This is a genomic window from Serratia sp. SCBI (assembly GCF_000747565.1).
In the GTDB taxonomy this organism is placed as follows: Bacteria; Pseudomonadota; Gammaproteobacteria; order Enterobacterales; family Enterobacteriaceae; genus Serratia; species Serratia ureilytica.
This window is the reverse complement of sequence record NZ_CP003424.1, coordinates 4,195,691-4,213,197: the sequence shown is the minus strand read 5'-3', so window position 1 is coordinate 4,213,197 and position 17,507 is coordinate 4,195,691. Positions and strand designations below refer to the sequence as shown.

The following is a 17,507-nucleotide window of genomic DNA, read 5'->3' as shown; positions in this document are numbered from 1 at the left end:
AAGTTATACCGCCTGGCACAGGTATTTGAGCTCCAGATAGTCTTCGATGCCGTATTCGGAGCCTTCACGCCCCAGCCCCGACTGTTTCACCCCGCCGAACGGCGCCACCTCGTTGGAGATAAGCCCGGTATTGATGCCGACCATGCCGTACTCCAGCCGTTCCGAAACGCGCCAGATGCGCGCCGCATCACGGGTGTAGAAGTAAGCGGCCAAGCCGTAAATGGTGTCGTTGGCCTGGCGGATCGCCTCGGCTTCGTCATCGAATATCACCAGCGGCGCGACCGGGCCGAAGATCTCTTCTTCCAGCAGCAGCGAGCCGGGCTGCACGTCGCCCAGCACCGTCGGGGTGAAGAAATTGCCGCCCAGCGCGTGCGGCGTGGCGCCGGTCAGCACCTGAGCGCCTTTGCTCAGCGCGTCATCGAGCAGCTCCAACACCTTATCGCGCGCCTTGCGATTGATCAGCGGGCCAATCTGTACGCCGGGTTCGAAGCCGTTGCCGACCTGCAGCGCTGCCACGCGGGCGACAAACTTCTCGGCGAACTGCGGGTAAACGCCGCGCTGCACGTAGAACCGGTTGACGCAGACGCAGGTCTGCCCGGCGTTGCGGTATTTGGCGATCAGCGCGCCTTCCACTGCGGCATCGATGTCCGCATCGTCAAACACGATGAACGGCGCGTTGCCGCCCAGCTCCAGCGCCACTTTCTTGATGGTGTCCGCGCTCTGGCGCATCAGCAGCCTGCCCACCGGTGTGGAGCCGGTAAAGCTGAGTTTGCGCACCTGCGGGTGGCGAGTCAGCTCGGCGCCGATCGCCTGCGAATTGCCGGTCACCACATTGAATACCCCGGCGGGAATGCCGGCGCGTTCGGCCAGCTCGGCCATCGCCAGCGCCGAATAAGGGGTTTCGTTGGCGGGTTTGACCACCAGCGTACAGCCGGCCGCCAGCGCCGGCGCGGCCTTGCGGGTGATCATCGCCGCCGGAAAGTTCCAGGGCGTGATCGCCGCGCACACGCCGATGCCCTGTTTCAGTACCATCAGGCGTTTATCGCTGCTCGGCGACGGAATGATGTCGCCGTTGGCGCGCTTGGCCTGTTCGGCGAACCATTCGATAAAGGAGGCGGCGTAGCGGATCTCACCCAGCGATTCCGCCAGCGGTTTGCCTTGCTCCAGCGTCATCAGGTTGGCCAGATCCTGCTGGTGTTCCAGCATCAGTTCGAACCAGCGCCGCAGCAGCTGCGCACGCTGTTGCGCCGGCAGCGCGCGCCAGCCTTCCAGCGCCTGCTGGGCGGCGTCGATCGCCCGTTGGGTTTCGGCCGTCGCCATGTTGGGCACGCTGCCGATTGGCCGGCCGGTGGCGGGATCGCTCACCGGCAGGGTTTCCTGGTTGTCGGCGTCGCGCCATTGGCCGTTGATATATGCCTGTTGGCGGAATAGCGCCCGATCGGAAATATTCACAAGAACCTCACAAGTCAGGGGAAAGGGGCCCGCGGGCCCCGTCGCATCAAGGTTGATAAACCTGCGCCAGCAGGTTGTGGAAGTGGGCGATGCCGTGTTCGCTGACGCCGCTGCCGTCGCCGTCGGCCATGATGCGCCCCTGGCCGCGATAGCCGCGCGACTTCAGGCCTTTTTGCACGCTTTCCACCAGCCGCAAATCTTCCGGGCGGAACACGTCGCGGTACCAGTCGATCAGTTTGAGCTGCTCGTCGCTCAAATCGGTATTGGTGAAGTAGATGTCGTAGTGCTGCAGGGTGGTTTCCGCATCGACCGGGAACTCATAGATCACCGTCATCATGCCTTCCAGCGGCGGCATGTTGAACATGGTGCACGGCCACAGCCAGATGCCGTGGAAGCTGGATTCTTTGCCCTCTTCAAACTTGAACGACTGCTCGGAAGGGCGGGCGTAGCCGAACTGCAGCGTCCAGTTGCCGTGCAGGGTGTGCCAGTAGCGATCGACCTGCACCGAGTCGGCGAAACCGGGATGCGCCGGGCCGCAGTGGTAGCACTCGAGGTAGTTGTCGACGATGTTCTTCCAGTTGGCCGGGGTGCGGGTGACGAAACGCGCCGCCAGCTTGAGATCGTCGACCTGCGGGCAGGCTTCGCGCACTTTGGCGCCGAGGCCCGGCAGTTGGTCTTCCACCGTGCCGGCCTGCGAGTCCAGATTGACGTAAATAAACCCGGCGTACTCTTCGACCCGCACCGGCACCAGGTGCGAGTTTTCTTTATCGAAGTTCTGCACGTTTTCACAGTTGCGCGCGTGCGCCAGCTCGCCGTCCAGCTTGAACGCCCAGGCGTGATAAGGGCAGGTGATGACGTTTTTCGCCCGGCCGTCGCCCGCCAGCAGTTGGTGGCCGCGGTGCGGGCAGACGTTGTAAAAGGCGCGCAGCACGTTATCGCGGCCGCGCACCACCAGAATGTTTTCACCGATGATCTCGCGGGTGATGTAGTCGTTCGGTTGGGCAAGCTCGCTGCGGTGCGCCACGCAGATCCAACTGGTGGCGAACACCTGCTCTTTTTCGTGCTCGAACGCCGCCTGGTGGGTGTAGAACCGGGCCGGTATGGTGTAGGCCTCGCGTGCGTCGGCGCAGAAATCTTTCGGTAAGGTAAATTCAGGGATCAGCGTGCTCATAAGTTAACCTTCCTCTTTTCTTATTGTCATTTCGCCATAGGGCGCGGTTGATACGACGATGGAGCGGAGAGTTCGCCGGCCGGCGGCGCTTCGGGCAGCGTTGGCGGGCTGCTTTCGATCAGGTGCGCCGGGATGGCCGCGTAGTCCTGCTTCAGCCAGCGGGCGAAACCGTAGGTTTTCACCAGCAGCACCAGCAGGAACGGCAGTGCGGTCAGGATCACCGTGGTTTTCATGGTGTCCAGCGAGGCGCCGGTAAACAGGATCGACAGCGGGATCAGGGTGATCACCACGCACCAGAACAGCCGCAGCATCGGGCTGGGATCTTGCCCCTCCTGCAGGTTGCGGGTGCTGGTGGCGGCCATGGTGTAGGCCACGGCGTCCATGTGCGAGGCCAGGAAAATGATCATGATGAACAGATAGGCGGCGAGGAACAGCTTGCCGAGCGGCAGCGCCGTCAGCAGCATCTGCACGGCGGTTTCGCCGCCCTGGGTGCTGAGGATCTCCGGCACGTTGAGCTGCCCGCTGATGAACTGGTGCATGGCGTAGCTTTCCAGCGAGCCGAAGAAGAACCAGCAGCCGAGGGTGCTGCCGAGCAGCAACGCCCAGATCACTTCTTTAATCTTGCGGCCGCGCGAGACGCGGGTGACGAACATCGCCACGCCCGGGGTATAGGAGATCCACCACAGCCAGTAGAACACCGTCCAGCTGCGGCTGAAGCTGCCGTCGCCCATCGGATCGGTGAACAGGCTCATCTGCAGAAAGTTTTGCGCCGTCAGGCCGATGGCGTTGATGGTGTTGTTGATGGTGAATTCGGTCGGACCGACCAGCAGCACCAGCCCGGCGAAAGCGAATGCGCCCCAGCCGACCATTTTACTCAGGCGCTGCATGCCGCCGTCGATGCCGATGTAAGAGCTGAGACAGAAGATCACCGCCGCCAGCAGGATCACCGTCGCCTGCACCGCGAAGTTGTCCGGGATGCCGGTCAGCGCCGTCAGCCCGCGGGTAAAGGTGGAGGCGGTCAGCACCAGTGAAATGGTGAGGGCGCCGACGGTGGCGACCAGGAAGATCAGATCCACCGCCCGCCCGACCGGGCCGTTGGCGCGCACGCCGGTGATGGCGGAAATGATCCCCGACAGGCTGAGCCCTTTGTTCTTACGCACGTGGAAGTGATAGGCCATGATCAGCGAGGCGAGGGCGTAGGTCGCCCAGGCGCTCAGGCCCCAGTGGAAGAAGGAGTAACTGATGCTGTATTCCAGCGCCTTCGGGGTGCGCGGCGCGATGTTCAGCCCCGGCGTCTGGTAGTAATACGCCCATTCCATCACCCCCCAGTACAGGGTGGACGAGCCCAGGCCGGCGCAGATGAACATGAACAGCCAGGCCAGCGTGGAGTATTGCGGTTTGCCTTCGCCGAGGCGGATATTGCCGTATTTGCTCAACGCCAGATACAGCACCACCAGCAGGGCGATCAGCACCTGGATTTGAATGGTTGAACCGAACAGCCGGGTGACGCCGTTGAAAATGGTGTTGGCGATAAGCGCGGATTGAGCCGGAAAGAGCATCAGGCAAAGGGCGATCAGCGCAATGCTGCACAGGCTGATGGCGATGAGCGTGACATCCTTTTTGGGATTGCTCTGCATGGGAGTGAACTCCTGTTATCGGTGGTGGGCCGGTGCGCAAAGCGTAGGGTGCGCCCGGGCCTTATTGGCTTAAACCATTTGTTTTGTTACACCGCGAGGAGCAAACCGCCCGGTGGGTCGCTACCGGGAATATTCACTCTTCATTAACATTTTCGAGTGTGCACAAATTACAGGAGGGCCACAATTGGGGCATCTGTAAAAGGATAAAACACAGTATGTAAACAATTTGTTGTGATCTTGACCGGGGTATTGGCGTGCCTTCTGCGGTGGTTTTCAACGGATTTGCGGCAGCGATCGAAGCGGAAAAACGGACGTGGCAAAGCAGGGCGCGGAAGGGCGCCCTGCGCGGGAAAATCTGCGGCGTTCAGCGTTGCAGCAGGGCGGCGATCGCCTGGCCGACTTGCTGGGTGGAGGCGTCGCCGCGCATGTCCGGCGTGCGCGGCCCGTCGGCGATAATGCGCTCAATCGCCTGCAGGATGCCGTCGTGCGCCTGGCGGTAGCGGGCATCGCCGTCGCCGAGGAAGTCCAGCATCATCGCGCCGCTCCAGATCATGGCGATCGGGTTGGCGATGTTTTTGCCGAAAATGTCCGGCGCCGAGCCGTGCACCGGCTCGAACAGCGACGGGAAGTTGCGCTCCGGGTTCAGGTTGGCCGAGGGGGCGATGCCGATGGTGCCGGTGCAGGCCGGGCCGAGATCCGACAAAATATCGCCGAACAGGTTGGAGGCGACCACCACGTCGAAGCGTTCGGGGTTCAGCACGAAACGCGCGCACAGGATATCGATGTGCTGTTTGTCCCAGGCGATATCAGGGTATTGGCGCGCCATCTCCGCCACGCGCTCATCCCAGTACGGCATGCTGATGGCCATGCCGTTGGACTTGGTGGCGGCGGTCAGGCGTTTGCGCGGGCGCTGTTGCGCCAGCTCAAAGGCGTACTTGAGGATGCGGTCCACGCCCTGACGGGTGAAGACCGATTCCTGGATCACCATCTCGCGTTCGGTGCCTTCGAACATCCGTCCGCCGAGCGAGGAGTATTCCCCTTCGGTATTTTCGCGCACCACGTAGAAGTCGATATCGCCCGGCTGCTTGTTCGCCAGCGGGCAGGGCACGCCGGGAAACAGCCGCACCGGACGCAGGTTGACGTACTGTTCGAAGTCGCGCCGGAATTTCAGCAGCGAACCCCACAGCGAGATATGGTCGGGCACCGTGTCCGGCCAACCGACGGCGCCGAAATAGATGGCGTCGAAGCCTTTCAGTTGCTCGAACCAGTCGTTCGGCATCATCTGGCCGTGGTGCTGGTAGTAGTCGCAGCTGGCCCACTCGAAGGTGGCGAATTCCAGCGACAGATCCCAGCGCGCCGCCGCCGCCTGCAATACTCGTATGCCTTCCGGCAACACTTCCCGCCCGATCCCATCCCCGGGGATGGCGGCAATCTTGTAAGTTTTGCTCATACAGAGGTCTCATTTGTAGGTAGGGGAGATTGACAACACTGTTATCCTATAATTGACTAACTGTTAATCAATCCTGAAAACGGTGAAACATAAAACACGAATCATGAACAATATGCCGATCCTGAGTGACCTGCGGGTGTTCGTGCTGGTGGCGCGCCGCGCCGGGTTTGCCGCCGCCGCCGAAGAGTTGGGCGTTTCGCCGGCCTTTATCAGCAAGCGCATCGCGCTGTTGGAGAAGACGCTGGACGTGTCGTTGCTGCACCGCACCACGCGGCGGGTGGCGATCACCGAAGACGGCGAGCGCATCTACGAATGGGCGCAGCGCATTCTCAACGATGTCGATCAGATGATGGACGAGCTGTCCGAAGTGCGCCAGGCGCCGCAGGGCATGCTGCGAGTGGTCAGCAGCTTCGGCTTTGGCCGGCGTTTCGTCGCGCCGGCGCTGTCGGCGCTGGCGCGGCAGTATCCGCAGCTGGAACTGCGGCTCGACGTTTCCGATCGGCTGGTGGATCTGGTCAGCGAAGGTTTCGATCTGGATATCCGCATCGGCGACGATATCGCCCCCAATCTTATTGCGCGCAAGCTGGCGGACAACCAGCGCATCCTGTGCGCTTCGCCGACGTACCTGCAGCGCCATGGGGCGCCGAAAAACCCGGCGGAGCTGGCGGGCCGTTCCTGCCTGGTGATCAAAGAACGCGATCATCCGTTCGGGCTGTGGCGGCTGCAGGGGCCGAGCGGTGAAGAAACGGTAAAGGTGACGGGCGCGCTGGCGTCGAACCACGGCGAAATCGTGCATCAGTGGTGCCTGGACGGGCAGGGCGTCGCGCTGCGTTCCGCCTGGGACGTGAAAGAGAACATCGACAGCGGCCGACTGGTGCACATCCTGCCGGAGTATTATCAGCCGGCCAATATCTGGGCGGTGTACGTTTCCCGGCTGGCAACGTCGGCGAAAGTGCGGGTGACCGTCGAATTTCTGCGCGACTATTTTCGTGAGCACTACGGCGAAACGGTGCCGGCGAGTGAAAATCCATCGCGGTCTTAAGGCCAAAAATGTGCGCCAGATCATCTTATGCTCGTAAAATTCCCGTCCGTTACCTGAGGAACTGTCGCACGTGTTCCTTTTGCCAAAACTTTGGTTTATGCTCAGCTGAAGCGTTTCAGTTGAAGCACTCTTCGACAGAAATGCCGATGTGACGGCGGTGAAAAACCGCTGAAGCGCGGGAATAATGCAAACTCGGTGATTCACAGCGGGCGGTACGATCCACTACTCTATGCGGGTTAGTGAGACAACCAGTCAGCGCCGGGCGGCGCCGGTGAGTCAACCCGGCGTGGACGGCCCTTTTTCAGGAGCAGCATGACCATCCGCATAGCGATAAACGGCTTTGGCCGCATCGGCCGCAGCGTATTGCGCGCACTGTACGAATCGGGCCGACGGGCGGAAATCTCCGTGGTGGCGATCAACGAGCTGGCGAACGCCGAAGGCATGGCCCATCTGCTGAAGTACGACTCCAGCCATGGCCGCTTCGCCTGGGATGTGCGGCAGGAGTGCGACACGCTGAGCGTCGGAGACGACGCGATTCGCCTGTTGCATCAGCCGGCGGTGGAGCAGTTGCCCTGGGGCGAACTGGGCGTCGACGTGGTGCTGGACTGCAGCGGCGTGTACGGCAGCCGGGCGGATGGCGAGGCCCATCTGGCGGCGGGGGCGAAGAAAGTGCTGTTCGCCCATCCGGGCGGCAACGATCTGGACGCCACCATCGTGTTCGGCGTCAACCATCAGACGCTGCTGGCGGAACATCGCATCGTGTCCAACGCCTCGTGCACCACCAACTGCATTATTCCGGTGATCAAACTGCTGGACGACGCCTACAGCATCGAGTCCGGCACCGTGACCACCATTCACTCGGCGATGAACGATCAGCCGGTGATCGACGCGTATCACGCGGATTTGCGGCGCACCCGCGCGGCGAGCCAGTCGATCATTCCGGTCGATACCAAACTGGCCGCGGGCATCACCCGCATCTTCCCGCAGTTTTGCGATCGCTTCGAGGCTATCTCGGTGCGCGTGCCGACCATCAACGTGACGGCTATCGATCTTAGCGTCAGCGTGAGCGCCGCGGTGAAGGTGGCGGAGGTCAACCAGCTGTTGCAAAAGGCCGCACGGGAATCATTTCGTGGTATAGTTGACTACACGGAATTACCATTGGTCTCGATCGATTTTAACCATGACCCGCACAGCGCTATCGTCGACGGTACGCAGACCCGGGTCAGCGGGCAGCACCTGATAAAGACCTTGGTCTGGTGCGACAATGAATGGGGCTTTGCCAATCGGATGTTGGATACAACACGGGCAATGGCCGCCAGCGGTTTCTAGTACGGCGGCGCCGGCGTGATTGGCGCGCTGCTCAGGCAATTTTATAGAGATTCAATAAAGAGGGTTCACCATGTCTGTAATTAAGATGACCGATCTGGATCTGGCGGGTAAACGCGTACTGATCCGCTCCGATCTGAACGTGCCGGTAAAAGACGGTAAAGTGACTTCCGACGCGCGTATCCGCGCTTCCCTGCCGACTATCGAAGCTGCGCTGAAGCAAGGCGCCCGCGTGATGGTAACCTCCCACCTGGGTCGTCCTACCGAAGGCGAGTACAACGAAGAATTCTCCCTGCTGCCTGTGGTCAACTACCTGAAAGATCACCTGAAATCCCCAGTGCGTCTGGCGAAGGATTATCTGGATGGCGTCGACGTCGCCGAAGGTGAACTGGTGGTGCTGGAAAACGTCCGTTTCAACAAGGGCGAGAAGAAAGACGACGAAACCCTGTCCAAGAAATACGCGGCGCTGTGCGACGTGTACGTGATGGACGCGTTCGGCACCGCGCACCGCGCGCAGGCTTCCACCCACGGCGTGGGCAAGTTCGCGCCTGTCGCCTGTGCCGGCCCGCTGCTGTCCGCCGAGCTGGAAGCGCTGGGCAAAGCCCTGGGCAACCCGGCCCGTCCGATGGTCGCCATCGTGGGCGGTTCTAAAGTCTCCACCAAACTGACCGTGCTGGATTCCCTGTCCAAAATCGCCGATCAGCTGATCGTCGGCGGCGGCATTGCCAACACCTTCGTGGCGGCGCAGGGCAACAACGTGGGCCAGTCCCTGTACGAACCGGATCTGATCCCGAACGCGCAGAAACTGCTGGAAACCTGTGACATTCCGGTGCCGACCGACGTGCGCGTGGCGACCGAGTTCTCTGAGACCGCGACCGCGACCGTGAAGCAGGCCAACGAGATCCAGGACAACGAGCAAATTCTGGATATGGGCGACGTCTCTGCCGAGCGTCTGGCCGTTATCCTGAAGAACGCCAAAACCATTCTGTGGAATGGCCCGGTTGGCGTATTCGAGTTCCCTAACTTCCGTAAGGGCACCGAAATTGTCGCCCGCGCGATCGCCGATAGCGACGCTTTCTCTATCGCTGGCGGCGGCGACACTCTGGCAGCCATCGATCTGTTCGGTATCGCTGACAAAATCTCCTACATCTCCACCGGCGGTGGCGCATTCCTGGAATTCGTTGAAGGGAAACCGCTGCCTGCAGTCGTGATGCTGGAAGAGCGCGCTAAGCAGTAATTCAGACAACGGGAGGCGAAAGCCGCCCGTTTGTTTTATACCGCGCGGCAAATGCTGCGCGGCGTGAAAACATCGATTTACATCCATCTACGGCCGACGAAACAGGACAAAGTAACATGTCTAAAATTTTTGATTTCGTAAAACCGGGTGTCATCACGGGTGATGACGTTCAGAAAGTCTTCGCAGTTGCTAAAGAGAACAACTTTGCGCTGCCAGCGGTAAACTGCGTGGGTACCGACTCCATCAACGCAGTGCTGGAAGCCGCGGCTAAAGTGCGCGCGCCGGTCATCGTTCAGTTCTCCAACGGCGGCGCCGCATTCATCGCCGGCAAAGGCGTGAAGACCGATGTGCCGCAGGGCGCAGCGATTCTGGGCGCTATCTCCGGCGCACACCACGTTCACCAGATGGCTGAACACTACGGCGTGCCGGTGATCCTGCACACCGACCACTGCGCGAAGAAACTGCTGCCATGGCTGGACGGCCTGCTGGACGCCGGCGAGAAACACTTCGCCGCTACCGGCAAACCGCTGTTCTCTTCCCACATGATCGATCTGTCTGAAGAGTCTCTGGAAGAAAACATCGAGATCTGCAGCGCCTACCTGAAGCGCATGGCCAAAATCGGCATGACGCTGGAAATCGAACTGGGCTGCACCGGCGGTGAAGAAGATGGCGTGGACAACAGCCATATGGACGCTTCCGCTCTGTACACCCAGCCGGAAGACGTGGCTTACGCGTACGAAAAACTGAACGCTATCAGCCCGCGCTTCACCATCGCTGCATCGTTCGGTAACGTGCACGGCGTGTACAAGCCGGGTAACGTTAAGCTGACTCCAACCATCCTGCGCGATTCTCAGGATTACGTGTCCAAGAAATTCAACCTGCCGCACAACAGCCTGAACTTCGTGTTCCACGGCGGTTCCGGTTCTACCGACGCAGAGATCAAAGAGTCTGTGGGTTACGGCGTGATCAAGATGAACATCGACACCGACACCCAATGGGCGACCTGGGACGGCATCCTGCAGTACTACAAAGCTAACGAAGCTTACCTGCAGGGCCAGTTGGGCAACCCGAAAGGCGCCGATCAGCCTAACAAGAAATACTACGATCCACGCGTATGGCTGCGCGCAGCGCAGACCAGCATGGTGACGCGTCTGGAGCAGGCCTTCAAAGATCTGAACGCGGTAGACGTTCTGTAATCTTCGGCACCTGTTGCATGATGTACAAGGCTCCCTGCGGGGAGCCTTTTTCGTTTTCAGCCCAGCAGGCCGGCGCCGACGTTGATCGACAGGCCCAGGATCAGCATGTTGAACACGAACGAAATAACCGACTGCACGAGCGCGATTTTACGTACCTCCGCGGCGCCGACCGCCACATCGGCGGTTTGCGACGCGACCGCGATGGTGAAGGAGAAGTAGGCGAAATCCAGATAGGTGGGATCGGCGAGATTGCCGGGGAACAGCAGCGGCAAAGGATCCTGCTGTGCGCCCTGGCGATAAAATTGATGAGCATAGTGCATGGTGAAGGCGGTCGGCAGAAGCAGCCAGGAGACCGCCAGCGTGGCGCCGGTCAGGAGCAAATGCAGCGTTTTCAGAGAGCCGACCACCTGTTTGGCGCTGCTCAATTCAAACAGGATCGCCAGTAAGCTGACCAGGCAGCCGAGGCTGACTAACGCCAGCACCATGCTGGCGCTTTCGTCCTGCCGCCGGGCGATTTGGCGAATGTGCTGCGGCGTGCTGACCAGCATCAGCCGCCAGAGAAACAGCAGGTAGAGCCAGGCCAGCGTATTCCAGCCGATCATCAAGCGTTGCAGCAGCGAGAGCTGGGCGGGCAGCAGCAGAAAGCACAGCAGCCCGGCGCCGACGGAAAACAGCAGCCTGGGCCGCACTTGCCAATAGTGTTTGAGCGAAGAGCGAATGTGCATGAAGAACGGATCCCTTGTCGTGAAATGGCCAACGCGCTGTTCTCAGCATAGAAGAAGCGGCGGGCAGTTTCGGCTATTTTTAATGCTGATGGTTGGCATGAGCCTTTAATGTTGGTTACCCTTAGGCGTGGTTTCCTACTGGCCGCCGAGGCCAGTGTATTTTTGCGAGTTTCTCCCGTTAGGGACTGAGTTAGGACGACACGAATGAAAGATTTGAATGTAGTAGACGGCATCAACGGTGCCGGCGACTGGTTGGTGAAGAATCAGGATCTGTTGATCCAGTACGCGGTGAATATCGTCGCCGCCATCGTTATCCTGATCATCGGTTCGATCGTGGCCCGCGTGGTCGGCAATGCGCTGAACCGCGTGATGAAGCTGCGCGGCATCGACGCCACGGTGGCCGACTTCCTGTCGGCGATCGTGCGTTACGGCGTGCTGGCGTTCACCTTCATCGCCGTGCTGGGGCGCGTCGGCGTGCAGACAACCTCGGTGATCGCGGTGCTGGGTGCCGCCGGTTTGGCCGTCGGCCTGGCGCTGCAAGGCTCGCTGTCCAACTTCGCCGCCGGCGTGCTGCTGGTGATCTTCCGTCCGCTGCGCGTGGGTGAATATGTCGATCTGGGCGGCGTGGCCGGTACCGTCGATCAGGTGCAGATTTTCTCCACCACCCTGCGCACCGCCGACAACAAAACCATCGTGGTGCCGAACGGTAAAATCATCGCCGGCAACATCATCAACTACTCCCGCGAACCGAACCGCCGCGTGGATATCGTGGTGGGCGTGGCCTACAACGCCGATATCGACGTGGTGAAGAAGGTGCTGGGCGACGTGATCGCCGCCGACAAACGCATCATGCACGCCAAAGGCGTGACCGTGCGTCTGAACGAGATGGCGCCGTCCTCGCTGAACTTCGTGACCCGTTCCTGGACCACCAATGCGGAATACTGGAACGTGTACTTCGATCTGATGGAAAACTTCAAGCGCGCGCTGGATGCCCACAACATCGGCATTCCGTTCCCGCAGATGGATGTGCACCTGTATCGTACCGAAGACGCTTCCGCCAAGGCGGAATAACAGAGAAGGGGGCCTTGCCCCCTTTTTTATTGCCATTTTCCCCGTATTAGCCAGGCAGCCATTCAATCTGTCTCCGCTGTATCGATATTGGCGCCAAGCCGATATGCGCCTTCGGAAATTGCGGCCTATGACAAGTAGATGCGGGCGTAATAACGAGAAGCTCAATAAGTCGCGGTAAAAACGACTTTTCGTTGTTACTGTTTCCTTCTCTGATACCATAGCTTTCTTGTGGATTGTCGATAGGAAAGGGATGAAATGAAAAGGGCTGTTATTGCCGCATTATTGAGCGTCTTGATCTCTGGATGTGGGCCAAAAGCATTGTCGCTTGAACAAATACAGCAAGTAGACGATTTAAAGTCAGAGCTGGTGAGTACGGATGCCGAGATTGAAAACGCAGCTAAACAGCAGGACACGTTAAACGGCGGCTTGATTAAATCTCTGGTGATGGCGCGACTGGAAATTCTGAAAACGAACAAGGCGCTTATTCAGCAACGAATCAATGCGATCGAGTCTGGATCAAAGGTTGAGATTGTCACGAACCAGATCGCGCCGGATCTGAAGCTGGCGGAAAAGCTCACCGCCGAATTGGCAATGCTGACTCGGGAAATATCGACCGCTAAACAAGAGGCTGCACAATACGATGGTGGTCTGGTGGGGTCGATAAAAAAGGCAACGATAGCCACTCAAGAGCAAAGTCTGGCGATGTTGCAGCAAAAATTGCTGTCGGCGAAATATGGCCTGGCCGTTCCGACGATAGCCCATCATGCAACATCAACCGCTTCAAAATCCAATCAGCGGGAAGAACCGGTGGCGAAAGACGCGTTGCTTCCGCCCGGCATTGGGCCGTTTGGACTGCAAATGGGGTTGACGAAAAAGAACGTCGAGGACATGACAGGCGTTACCTTAACGGCAATACCGAATCGTCTTAATATTTATACTACGGAGGTCGTCCCCAAAACGTATTACGCCTTTGAAACCTACATTTTGCTCATCTCTCCCAAGGTTGGTTTATGCCGAATCCGCGCGCTTAGCGGTGATATCAATACAGACAGTTATGGGGTGGAGTTAAAGTCCAGGGTGAAGGACATTGCTAAATCATTGACCGCTAATTATGGCAAAGGAAATGCTACTGACTTGCTGTTGCCGGGGTCGTTATGGAAAGAACCTGGTGATTGGATGATGGGGCTGCTTAAAAAAGAACGCTATTTCGGTATTGACTGGGAAGAGAAAAAAGATAAACCGTTCAAGAACGATTTGCAGGGGATTATGCTTGAAGCGACCGCCGTCAATAGTGGGGTTGGGAGCGTTTATCTGCAATATGATTTTAAAAATGTCGATGAGTGCATAAAGGAAGCCAATGACAAGGAAAACAGTGCACTATAGCGGCAAGCGCTTTTGAAAAATAACCGATAGGTTAAGGGTTTCTCATGAGAGGCCGAGATGCTACCGATGGCGTCTCGGCCTTTTATTTTCCGCGAGGTCAGATGCCCGCAGCCGGTTCCGTGAGCGGCGTGCGGCGGCGCAGGCTGAGGCGATAGAGCAGGAAGATGGCGGCGGCGCCCAGCAGCGCCGGCAGCGCCAGCCAGAGGAAGAACACTTCCGTCGAGCCGGCGGCGGCCATCATCCAGGCGCCGAGCATCGAGCCGACAATTGAGCCGAAGCGGCCATTGGCCATGGCCCAGCTGACGCCGGTGACGCGGGCTGCGGTCGGATAAAGGGTGGCGGAGACCAGGTTCAGGCCGTTTTGCGCGCCGGCCACGCCGAAGCCGATAAGGAACACGACGGCGGCCAGCGTGTAGACGTCGCCCATCAGATACCCGGTCGCGCCAATTACCAGTGCGGCGCCCAGGTAGGAGACGGCCAGTACGCGGTATGGCCCGATCCGATCCATCAGCAGCGCCATCAGGATGGCGCCCAGGGTGCCGCCGAGCGGCACCATCGCGCCGATGCGCGAGGCGTGGGCGATATCGTAACCGGCGTCTTTGAGCAGGGTCGGCAGCCAGCTGGTGAGCAGGTAGAACACGAACAGCGAACAGAAGAACGCCACCCACAGCAGCAGGGTGCGCACGGCGCGGCCTTCGATAAACAGGTGTGATATCGGCGATGTGGCCTGCGGTGGGCGCTCGTCATCGACAATCGTCACGCCGGCCCAACGCTGGCCGGTGATGCGTTCGACCACCCGGCGCAGCCGATCGGCATGTTTGGCGCTGGCGGCCATAAAGCGTACTGATTCGGGCATCTGCCAGGCCAACAACGGCAGCAGCGCCAACGGCGCGATGCCACCGACCAGCAGCAGGCCGCGCCAGCCGAACGCCGGGATGATCTGCCCGGCCAGCAGGCCGCCCAGGGCCAACCCGGCGGTAAAGCCGCTCCAGCTCAAGGTGACCATCAGCATGCGGCGGCGCGCCGGCGAGTACTCCGAGCTGAGGGTGATGCAGGTCGGTATCGCGCCTCCGAGGCCAATGCCGGTGATGAAGCGCAGCAGGGTCAGGGATTCGATCGAATGCGTATAGGCCGAAGCCAGAGTACAGCCGCCAAACACCAGCACCGCGACGAGCAGCACGCGTTTGCGGCCAATGGCGTCGGCGATCGGCCCGAACAGCAGGCTGCCGATCAGCAGGCCGAACAGCCCCGCGCCGAAGGCGGGGGAGAGCTGAGCGGGCAGCAGATCCCAGTCTTCGCGCAGCGCCGGCGCGATATAGCCGATGATGGCGGTATCGAAACCGTCCAGAAGGGCAATGAGGAAACACAGGGTCAGGATCAGGATTTGGTAGGGGGAGATCCTGGCGCGATCGATGATTTCGCTGATGCGAGCGGTATTTGGGCTCATGGTTATTCCACTGTTATTCGGCTGGTGTGGGCTGGCTGAGGGCTGTTCAGGCCAGGCCTGAACCAAAACCGCTGTGGCTGGCATCGCGTAGAAATCCGAGTATACACCAGAGCGGGGGCGTTGCGGGGAGGGGGAATTGCTGATAATCGCCCGCCGCAGGAGGTGTCTGTGGCGGGCGCAGGCAAGGTTATTTGGCTAACAGCTCTCGGCGCACGATCTCAGCGCCTGCGCTTAACGCATTCAGCTTGCCGCGGGCGACCTGACGGGGCAGGGGGGCCATGCCGCAGTTGGTCGACGGATAGAGCTTGTCGGCATCGACAAACTGCAGCGCTTTGCGCAGCGTGTCGGCCACTTCCTCCGGCGTCTCAACGGCATGATTCGCTACGTCGATGGCGCCGACCATCACCTTTTTGCCGCGGATCAGTTCAAGCAGCTCCATGGGCACGTGCGAGTTATGGCACTCCAGCGAGATGATATCGATGTTGGACGTTTGCAGTTTCGGAAACGCCTCTTCATATTGTCGCCATTCCGAGCCCAGCGTCTTTTTCCAGTCGGTATTGGCTTTAATCCCATATCCATAGCAGATATGTACGGCGGTTTCACACTTAAGCCCTTCAATGACTCTTTCCAGGGCGGCGATGCCCCAGTCATTCACCTCGTCAAAGAACACGTTAAATGCGGGCTCATCAAACTGAATAATGTCGACGCCTGCGGCCTCGAGCTCTTTGGCTTCCTGATTGAGGATCTTCGCGAACTCCCAGGCTAATTTCTCGCGGCTTTTATAGTGGTTGTCATAGAGCGTGTCGATCATGGTCATCGGCCCCGGCAGGGCCCATTTAATCGGCTGTGTGGTCAGCTGGCGTAAAAATTTGGCGTCTTCAACGAAAACGGGTTTTTGACGCGAGACCGCCCCGACGACCGTCGGCACGCTCGCCTCATAGCGATTGCGGATTTTAACCACTTCGCGTTTTTCGAAATCGACGCCGCTGAGATGCTCGATAAACGTCGTGACGAAGTGCTGACGGGTTTGTTCGCCATCGCTGACGATATCGATGCCGGCCTGTTGTTGCTCTGCCAGTGACAAACGCAGGGCGTCCTGTTTCCCTTCGATGAGTTCTTCATTCTGCAATTTCCAGGGCGACCACAGGGTTTCCGGTTGGGCCAGCCAGACCGGTTTGGGCAAGCTACCGGCGGTCGATGTGGGGAGCAATATTTTCATGATAGGTGACCTGTATTTAAGTGAATCAAAGCGCGTAGTGAGCAGACCATTGCTCAAGAATAGGCTTGTAGGGTTTGATAAATTGCTCTTCCGTAAATTTCCCCTGCTCAATCGCTAACTGGCTACGCTCTTCGCGATCGTAAACAATCTTGGTTAATGAATGATCCTGGTTATTCAAGCTTGGCTGATAGCATTGCCCCGCCGCCGAGTTGGCATTGTAAATTTCAGGCCGATAGATTTTCTGGAAGGTCTCCATCGTGCTGATGGTGCCGAGCAGTTCCAGGTCGGTGTAATCGCTCAGCAAATCCCCGGGGAAATAAAAGGCCAGGGGCGCAACGCTATTTTTCGGCATGAAATAGCGCACCTGCAGGCCCATTTTTTTAAAATACCGGTCGGTCAATGAAGCGCCGTCTTGCCGATACTCGTCGCCCAAGACCGGGTGTTGATTGCCCGTCCGATGGTAGGTGTCTTTGCTGGATACGCTGAGGCAGATCACCGGCGGTTTGCTGAAATTTTCATGGTATTCGTTTGAATTGACGAAGTGCTTAAAGATATTGCCGTGCAAATCGCCGAAATCATCCGGAATGGTAAATTCCGCCGCGTTTTTATTGTGCGCCGGCAGCAAGACGCTAAAGTCGTAATCGCGCACGTAAGACGAGAAATTGTTCCCGACGATGCCCTCGATACGCTTTTGCGTTTTTTTATCGATGATGTTGGTTTTCAGGATTTCGATAACCGGAAAGCTGGCGCCCTGATCTTCGATGCGCATCTCAACCGAGATGATTTCCAGCTCGACAGAGTAGCGATCGGCCTTGGGGTTATCCCAATAGGCTAATGCATTAAAGCGATTGTCGATCATCACCAACGTGTTGCGCAGGTTCTCCCGGCGGTTTTTCCCTCTGGCCAAATTAGCAAAGTTGGTGGTGATACGCGTATTTTCAGAAGGGTTATAATCTTCGTCGAAAGAACTGCTCTTAATCGTAAAGGTAAAGTCTGTATTCATCGTCTTATAGCATCCTGTTATATGATATGAAGGCCGGATTTATCCATTTTTTCAATGGCTTGTTTTTCTATTTTTTTATTCAGCCGATTTCATATTGTCTGTCGTTAATGAGGTCTATTTTTGCCAGAGTCCCGGAGGGAGTGAAAGA

The 17,507-nt window shown here is 58.8% G+C and carries 14 protein-coding genes; 6 read left to right on the top strand and 8 right to left on the bottom strand.

Annotated features, from left to right (window positions below; translation table 11 throughout):
• Positions 1-3: 3 nt before the first annotated feature.
• The 4 genes from SERRSCBI_RS19725 to SERRSCBI_RS19710 form a co-directional block, all read right to left on the bottom strand.
• Positions 4-1,452, bottom strand: coding sequence for an NAD-dependent succinate-semialdehyde dehydrogenase (locus SERRSCBI_RS19725; RefSeq protein WP_042785338.1), 1,449 nt, complete (start codon positions 1,450-1,452; stop codon positions 4-6).
• Positions 1,453-1,498: 46 nt separating this feature from the next.
• Positions 1,499-2,623 (bottom strand): aromatic ring-hydroxylating dioxygenase subunit alpha, encoded by a 1,125-nt coding sequence (locus SERRSCBI_RS19720; protein ID WP_042785337.1) that lies wholly within the window; start codon positions 2,621-2,623, stop codon positions 1,499-1,501.
• 26 nt (positions 2,624-2,649) lie between these two features.
• On the bottom strand, positions 2,650-4,260 hold the full coding sequence (locus tag SERRSCBI_RS19715; RefSeq protein WP_042785336.1) for a BCCT family transporter: 1,611 nt from the start codon (positions 4,258-4,260) through the stop codon (positions 2,650-2,652).
• Between the two features lie 364 nt (positions 4,261-4,624).
• Positions 4,625-5,710 carry a tartrate dehydrogenase gene (locus SERRSCBI_RS19710; RefSeq protein WP_042785335.1) on the bottom strand — a complete coding sequence of 362 codons (1,086 nt, stop codon included), beginning with the start codon at positions 5,708-5,710 and terminating at the stop codon, positions 4,625-4,627.
• Positions 5,711-5,792: 82 nt separating this feature from the next.
• Between SERRSCBI_RS19710 and SERRSCBI_RS19705 the strand changes: the two genes are divergently transcribed.
• The 4 genes from SERRSCBI_RS19705 to fbaA all read left to right on the top strand — a co-directional run bounded on the left by SERRSCBI_RS19705 (position 5,793) and on the right by fbaA (position 10,511).
• Positions 5,793-6,752 carry a LysR substrate-binding domain-containing protein gene (locus SERRSCBI_RS19705; protein WP_162493839.1) on the top strand — a complete coding sequence of 320 codons (960 nt, stop codon included), beginning with the start codon at positions 5,793-5,795 and terminating at the stop codon, positions 6,750-6,752.
• Between the two features lie 312 nt (positions 6,753-7,064).
• Positions 7,065-8,081 carry an erythrose-4-phosphate dehydrogenase gene (epd, locus tag SERRSCBI_RS19700; RefSeq protein ID WP_004931582.1) on the top strand — a complete coding sequence of 339 codons (1,017 nt, stop codon included), beginning with the start codon at positions 7,065-7,067 and terminating at the stop codon, positions 8,079-8,081.
• A gap of 70 nt (positions 8,082-8,151) precedes the next feature.
• Positions 8,152-9,315, top strand: a complete 1,164-nt coding sequence (pgk, locus tag SERRSCBI_RS19695) for a phosphoglycerate kinase (RefSeq protein ID WP_025160206.1) — start codon at positions 8,152-8,154, stop codon at positions 9,313-9,315.
• 116 nt (positions 9,316-9,431) lie between these two features.
• Positions 9,432-10,511, top strand: coding sequence for a class II fructose-bisphosphate aldolase (gene fbaA / locus SERRSCBI_RS19690; RefSeq protein ID WP_025304179.1), 1,080 nt, complete (start codon positions 9,432-9,434; stop codon positions 10,509-10,511).
• A gap of 56 nt (positions 10,512-10,567) precedes the next feature.
• On the opposite strand, the gene SERRSCBI_RS19685 is transcribed toward fbaA, so the two are convergent.
• A complete protein-coding gene (locus SERRSCBI_RS19685) occupies positions 10,568-11,236 on the bottom strand; it encodes a DUF1345 domain-containing protein (RefSeq protein ID WP_042785333.1) in 669 nt (222 codons plus the stop codon).
• 204 nt (positions 11,237-11,440) lie between these two features.
• On the opposite strand from SERRSCBI_RS19685, the gene mscS reads away from it, so the two are divergent.
• Complete coding sequence (gene mscS, locus SERRSCBI_RS19680) at positions 11,441-12,307, top strand: small-conductance mechanosensitive channel MscS (RefSeq protein ID WP_015378992.1); 867 nt, start codon at positions 11,441-11,443, stop codon at positions 12,305-12,307.
• A 255-nt stretch (positions 12,308-12,562) separates the two neighbouring features.
• Complete coding sequence (locus tag SERRSCBI_RS19675) at positions 12,563-13,690, top strand: hypothetical protein (protein ID WP_042785332.1); 1,128 nt, start codon at positions 12,563-12,565, stop codon at positions 13,688-13,690.
• Positions 13,691-13,787: 97 nt separating this feature from the next.
• On the opposite strand, the gene SERRSCBI_RS19670 is transcribed toward SERRSCBI_RS19675, so the two are convergent.
• The 3 genes from SERRSCBI_RS19670 to SERRSCBI_RS19660 form a co-directional block, all read right to left on the bottom strand.
• Entirely contained in the window at positions 13,788-15,137 is a 1,350-nt protein-coding gene (locus SERRSCBI_RS19670; protein ID WP_042785331.1) for an MFS transporter, read from the bottom strand.
• Between the two features lie 187 nt (positions 15,138-15,324).
• Positions 15,325-16,356: a methionine synthase gene (locus SERRSCBI_RS19665; protein ID WP_042785330.1), complete on the bottom strand. Its 1,032-nt coding sequence runs from the start codon at positions 16,354-16,356 to the stop codon at positions 15,325-15,327.
• A 25-nt stretch (positions 16,357-16,381) separates the two neighbouring features.
• A complete protein-coding gene (locus tag SERRSCBI_RS19660) occupies positions 16,382-17,359 on the bottom strand; it encodes a DUF1852 domain-containing protein (protein WP_042785329.1) in 978 nt (325 codons plus the stop codon).
• Positions 17,360-17,507: the final 148 nt, after the last annotated feature.

Excerpts from the sequence above, each read along its gene's own strand:
- fbaA (WP_025304179.1), top strand. The coding sequence starts at position 9,432 with ATGTCTAAAATTTTTGATTTCGTAAAACCGGGTGTCATCACGGGTGAT.
- pgk (WP_025160206.1), top strand. The coding sequence starts at position 8,152 with ATGTCTGTAATTAAGATGACCGATCTGGATCTGGCGGGTAAACGCGTA.
- SERRSCBI_RS19710 (WP_042785335.1), bottom strand. The coding sequence starts at position 5,710 with ATGAGCAAAACTTACAAGATTGCCGCCATCCCCGGGGATGGGATCGGG.
- SERRSCBI_RS19675 (WP_042785332.1), top strand. The coding sequence starts at position 12,563 with ATGAAAAGGGCTGTTATTGCCGCATTATTGAGCGTCTTGATCTCTGGA.
- SERRSCBI_RS19670 (WP_042785331.1), bottom strand. The coding sequence starts at position 15,137 with ATGAGCCCAAATACCGCTCGCATCAGCGAAATCATCGATCGCGCCAGG.
- SERRSCBI_RS19720 (WP_042785337.1), bottom strand. The coding sequence starts at position 2,623 with ATGAGCACGCTGATCCCTGAATTTACCTTACCGAAAGATTTCTGCGCC.
- SERRSCBI_RS19660 (WP_042785329.1), bottom strand. The coding sequence starts at position 17,359 with ATGAATACAGACTTTACCTTTACGATTAAGAGCAGTTCTTTCGACGAA.
- SERRSCBI_RS19685 (WP_042785333.1), bottom strand. The coding sequence starts at position 11,236 with ATGCACATTCGCTCTTCGCTCAAACACTATTGGCAAGTGCGGCCCAGG.
- epd (WP_004931582.1), top strand. The coding sequence starts at position 7,065 with ATGACCATCCGCATAGCGATAAACGGCTTTGGCCGCATCGGCCGCAGC.
- mscS (WP_015378992.1), top strand. The coding sequence starts at position 11,441 with ATGAAAGATTTGAATGTAGTAGACGGCATCAACGGTGCCGGCGACTGG.
- SERRSCBI_RS19665 (WP_042785330.1), bottom strand. The coding sequence starts at position 16,356 with ATGAAAATATTGCTCCCCACATCGACCGCCGGTAGCTTGCCCAAACCG.
- SERRSCBI_RS19715 (WP_042785336.1), bottom strand. The coding sequence starts at position 4,260 with ATGCAGAGCAATCCCAAAAAGGATGTCACGCTCATCGCCATCAGCCTG.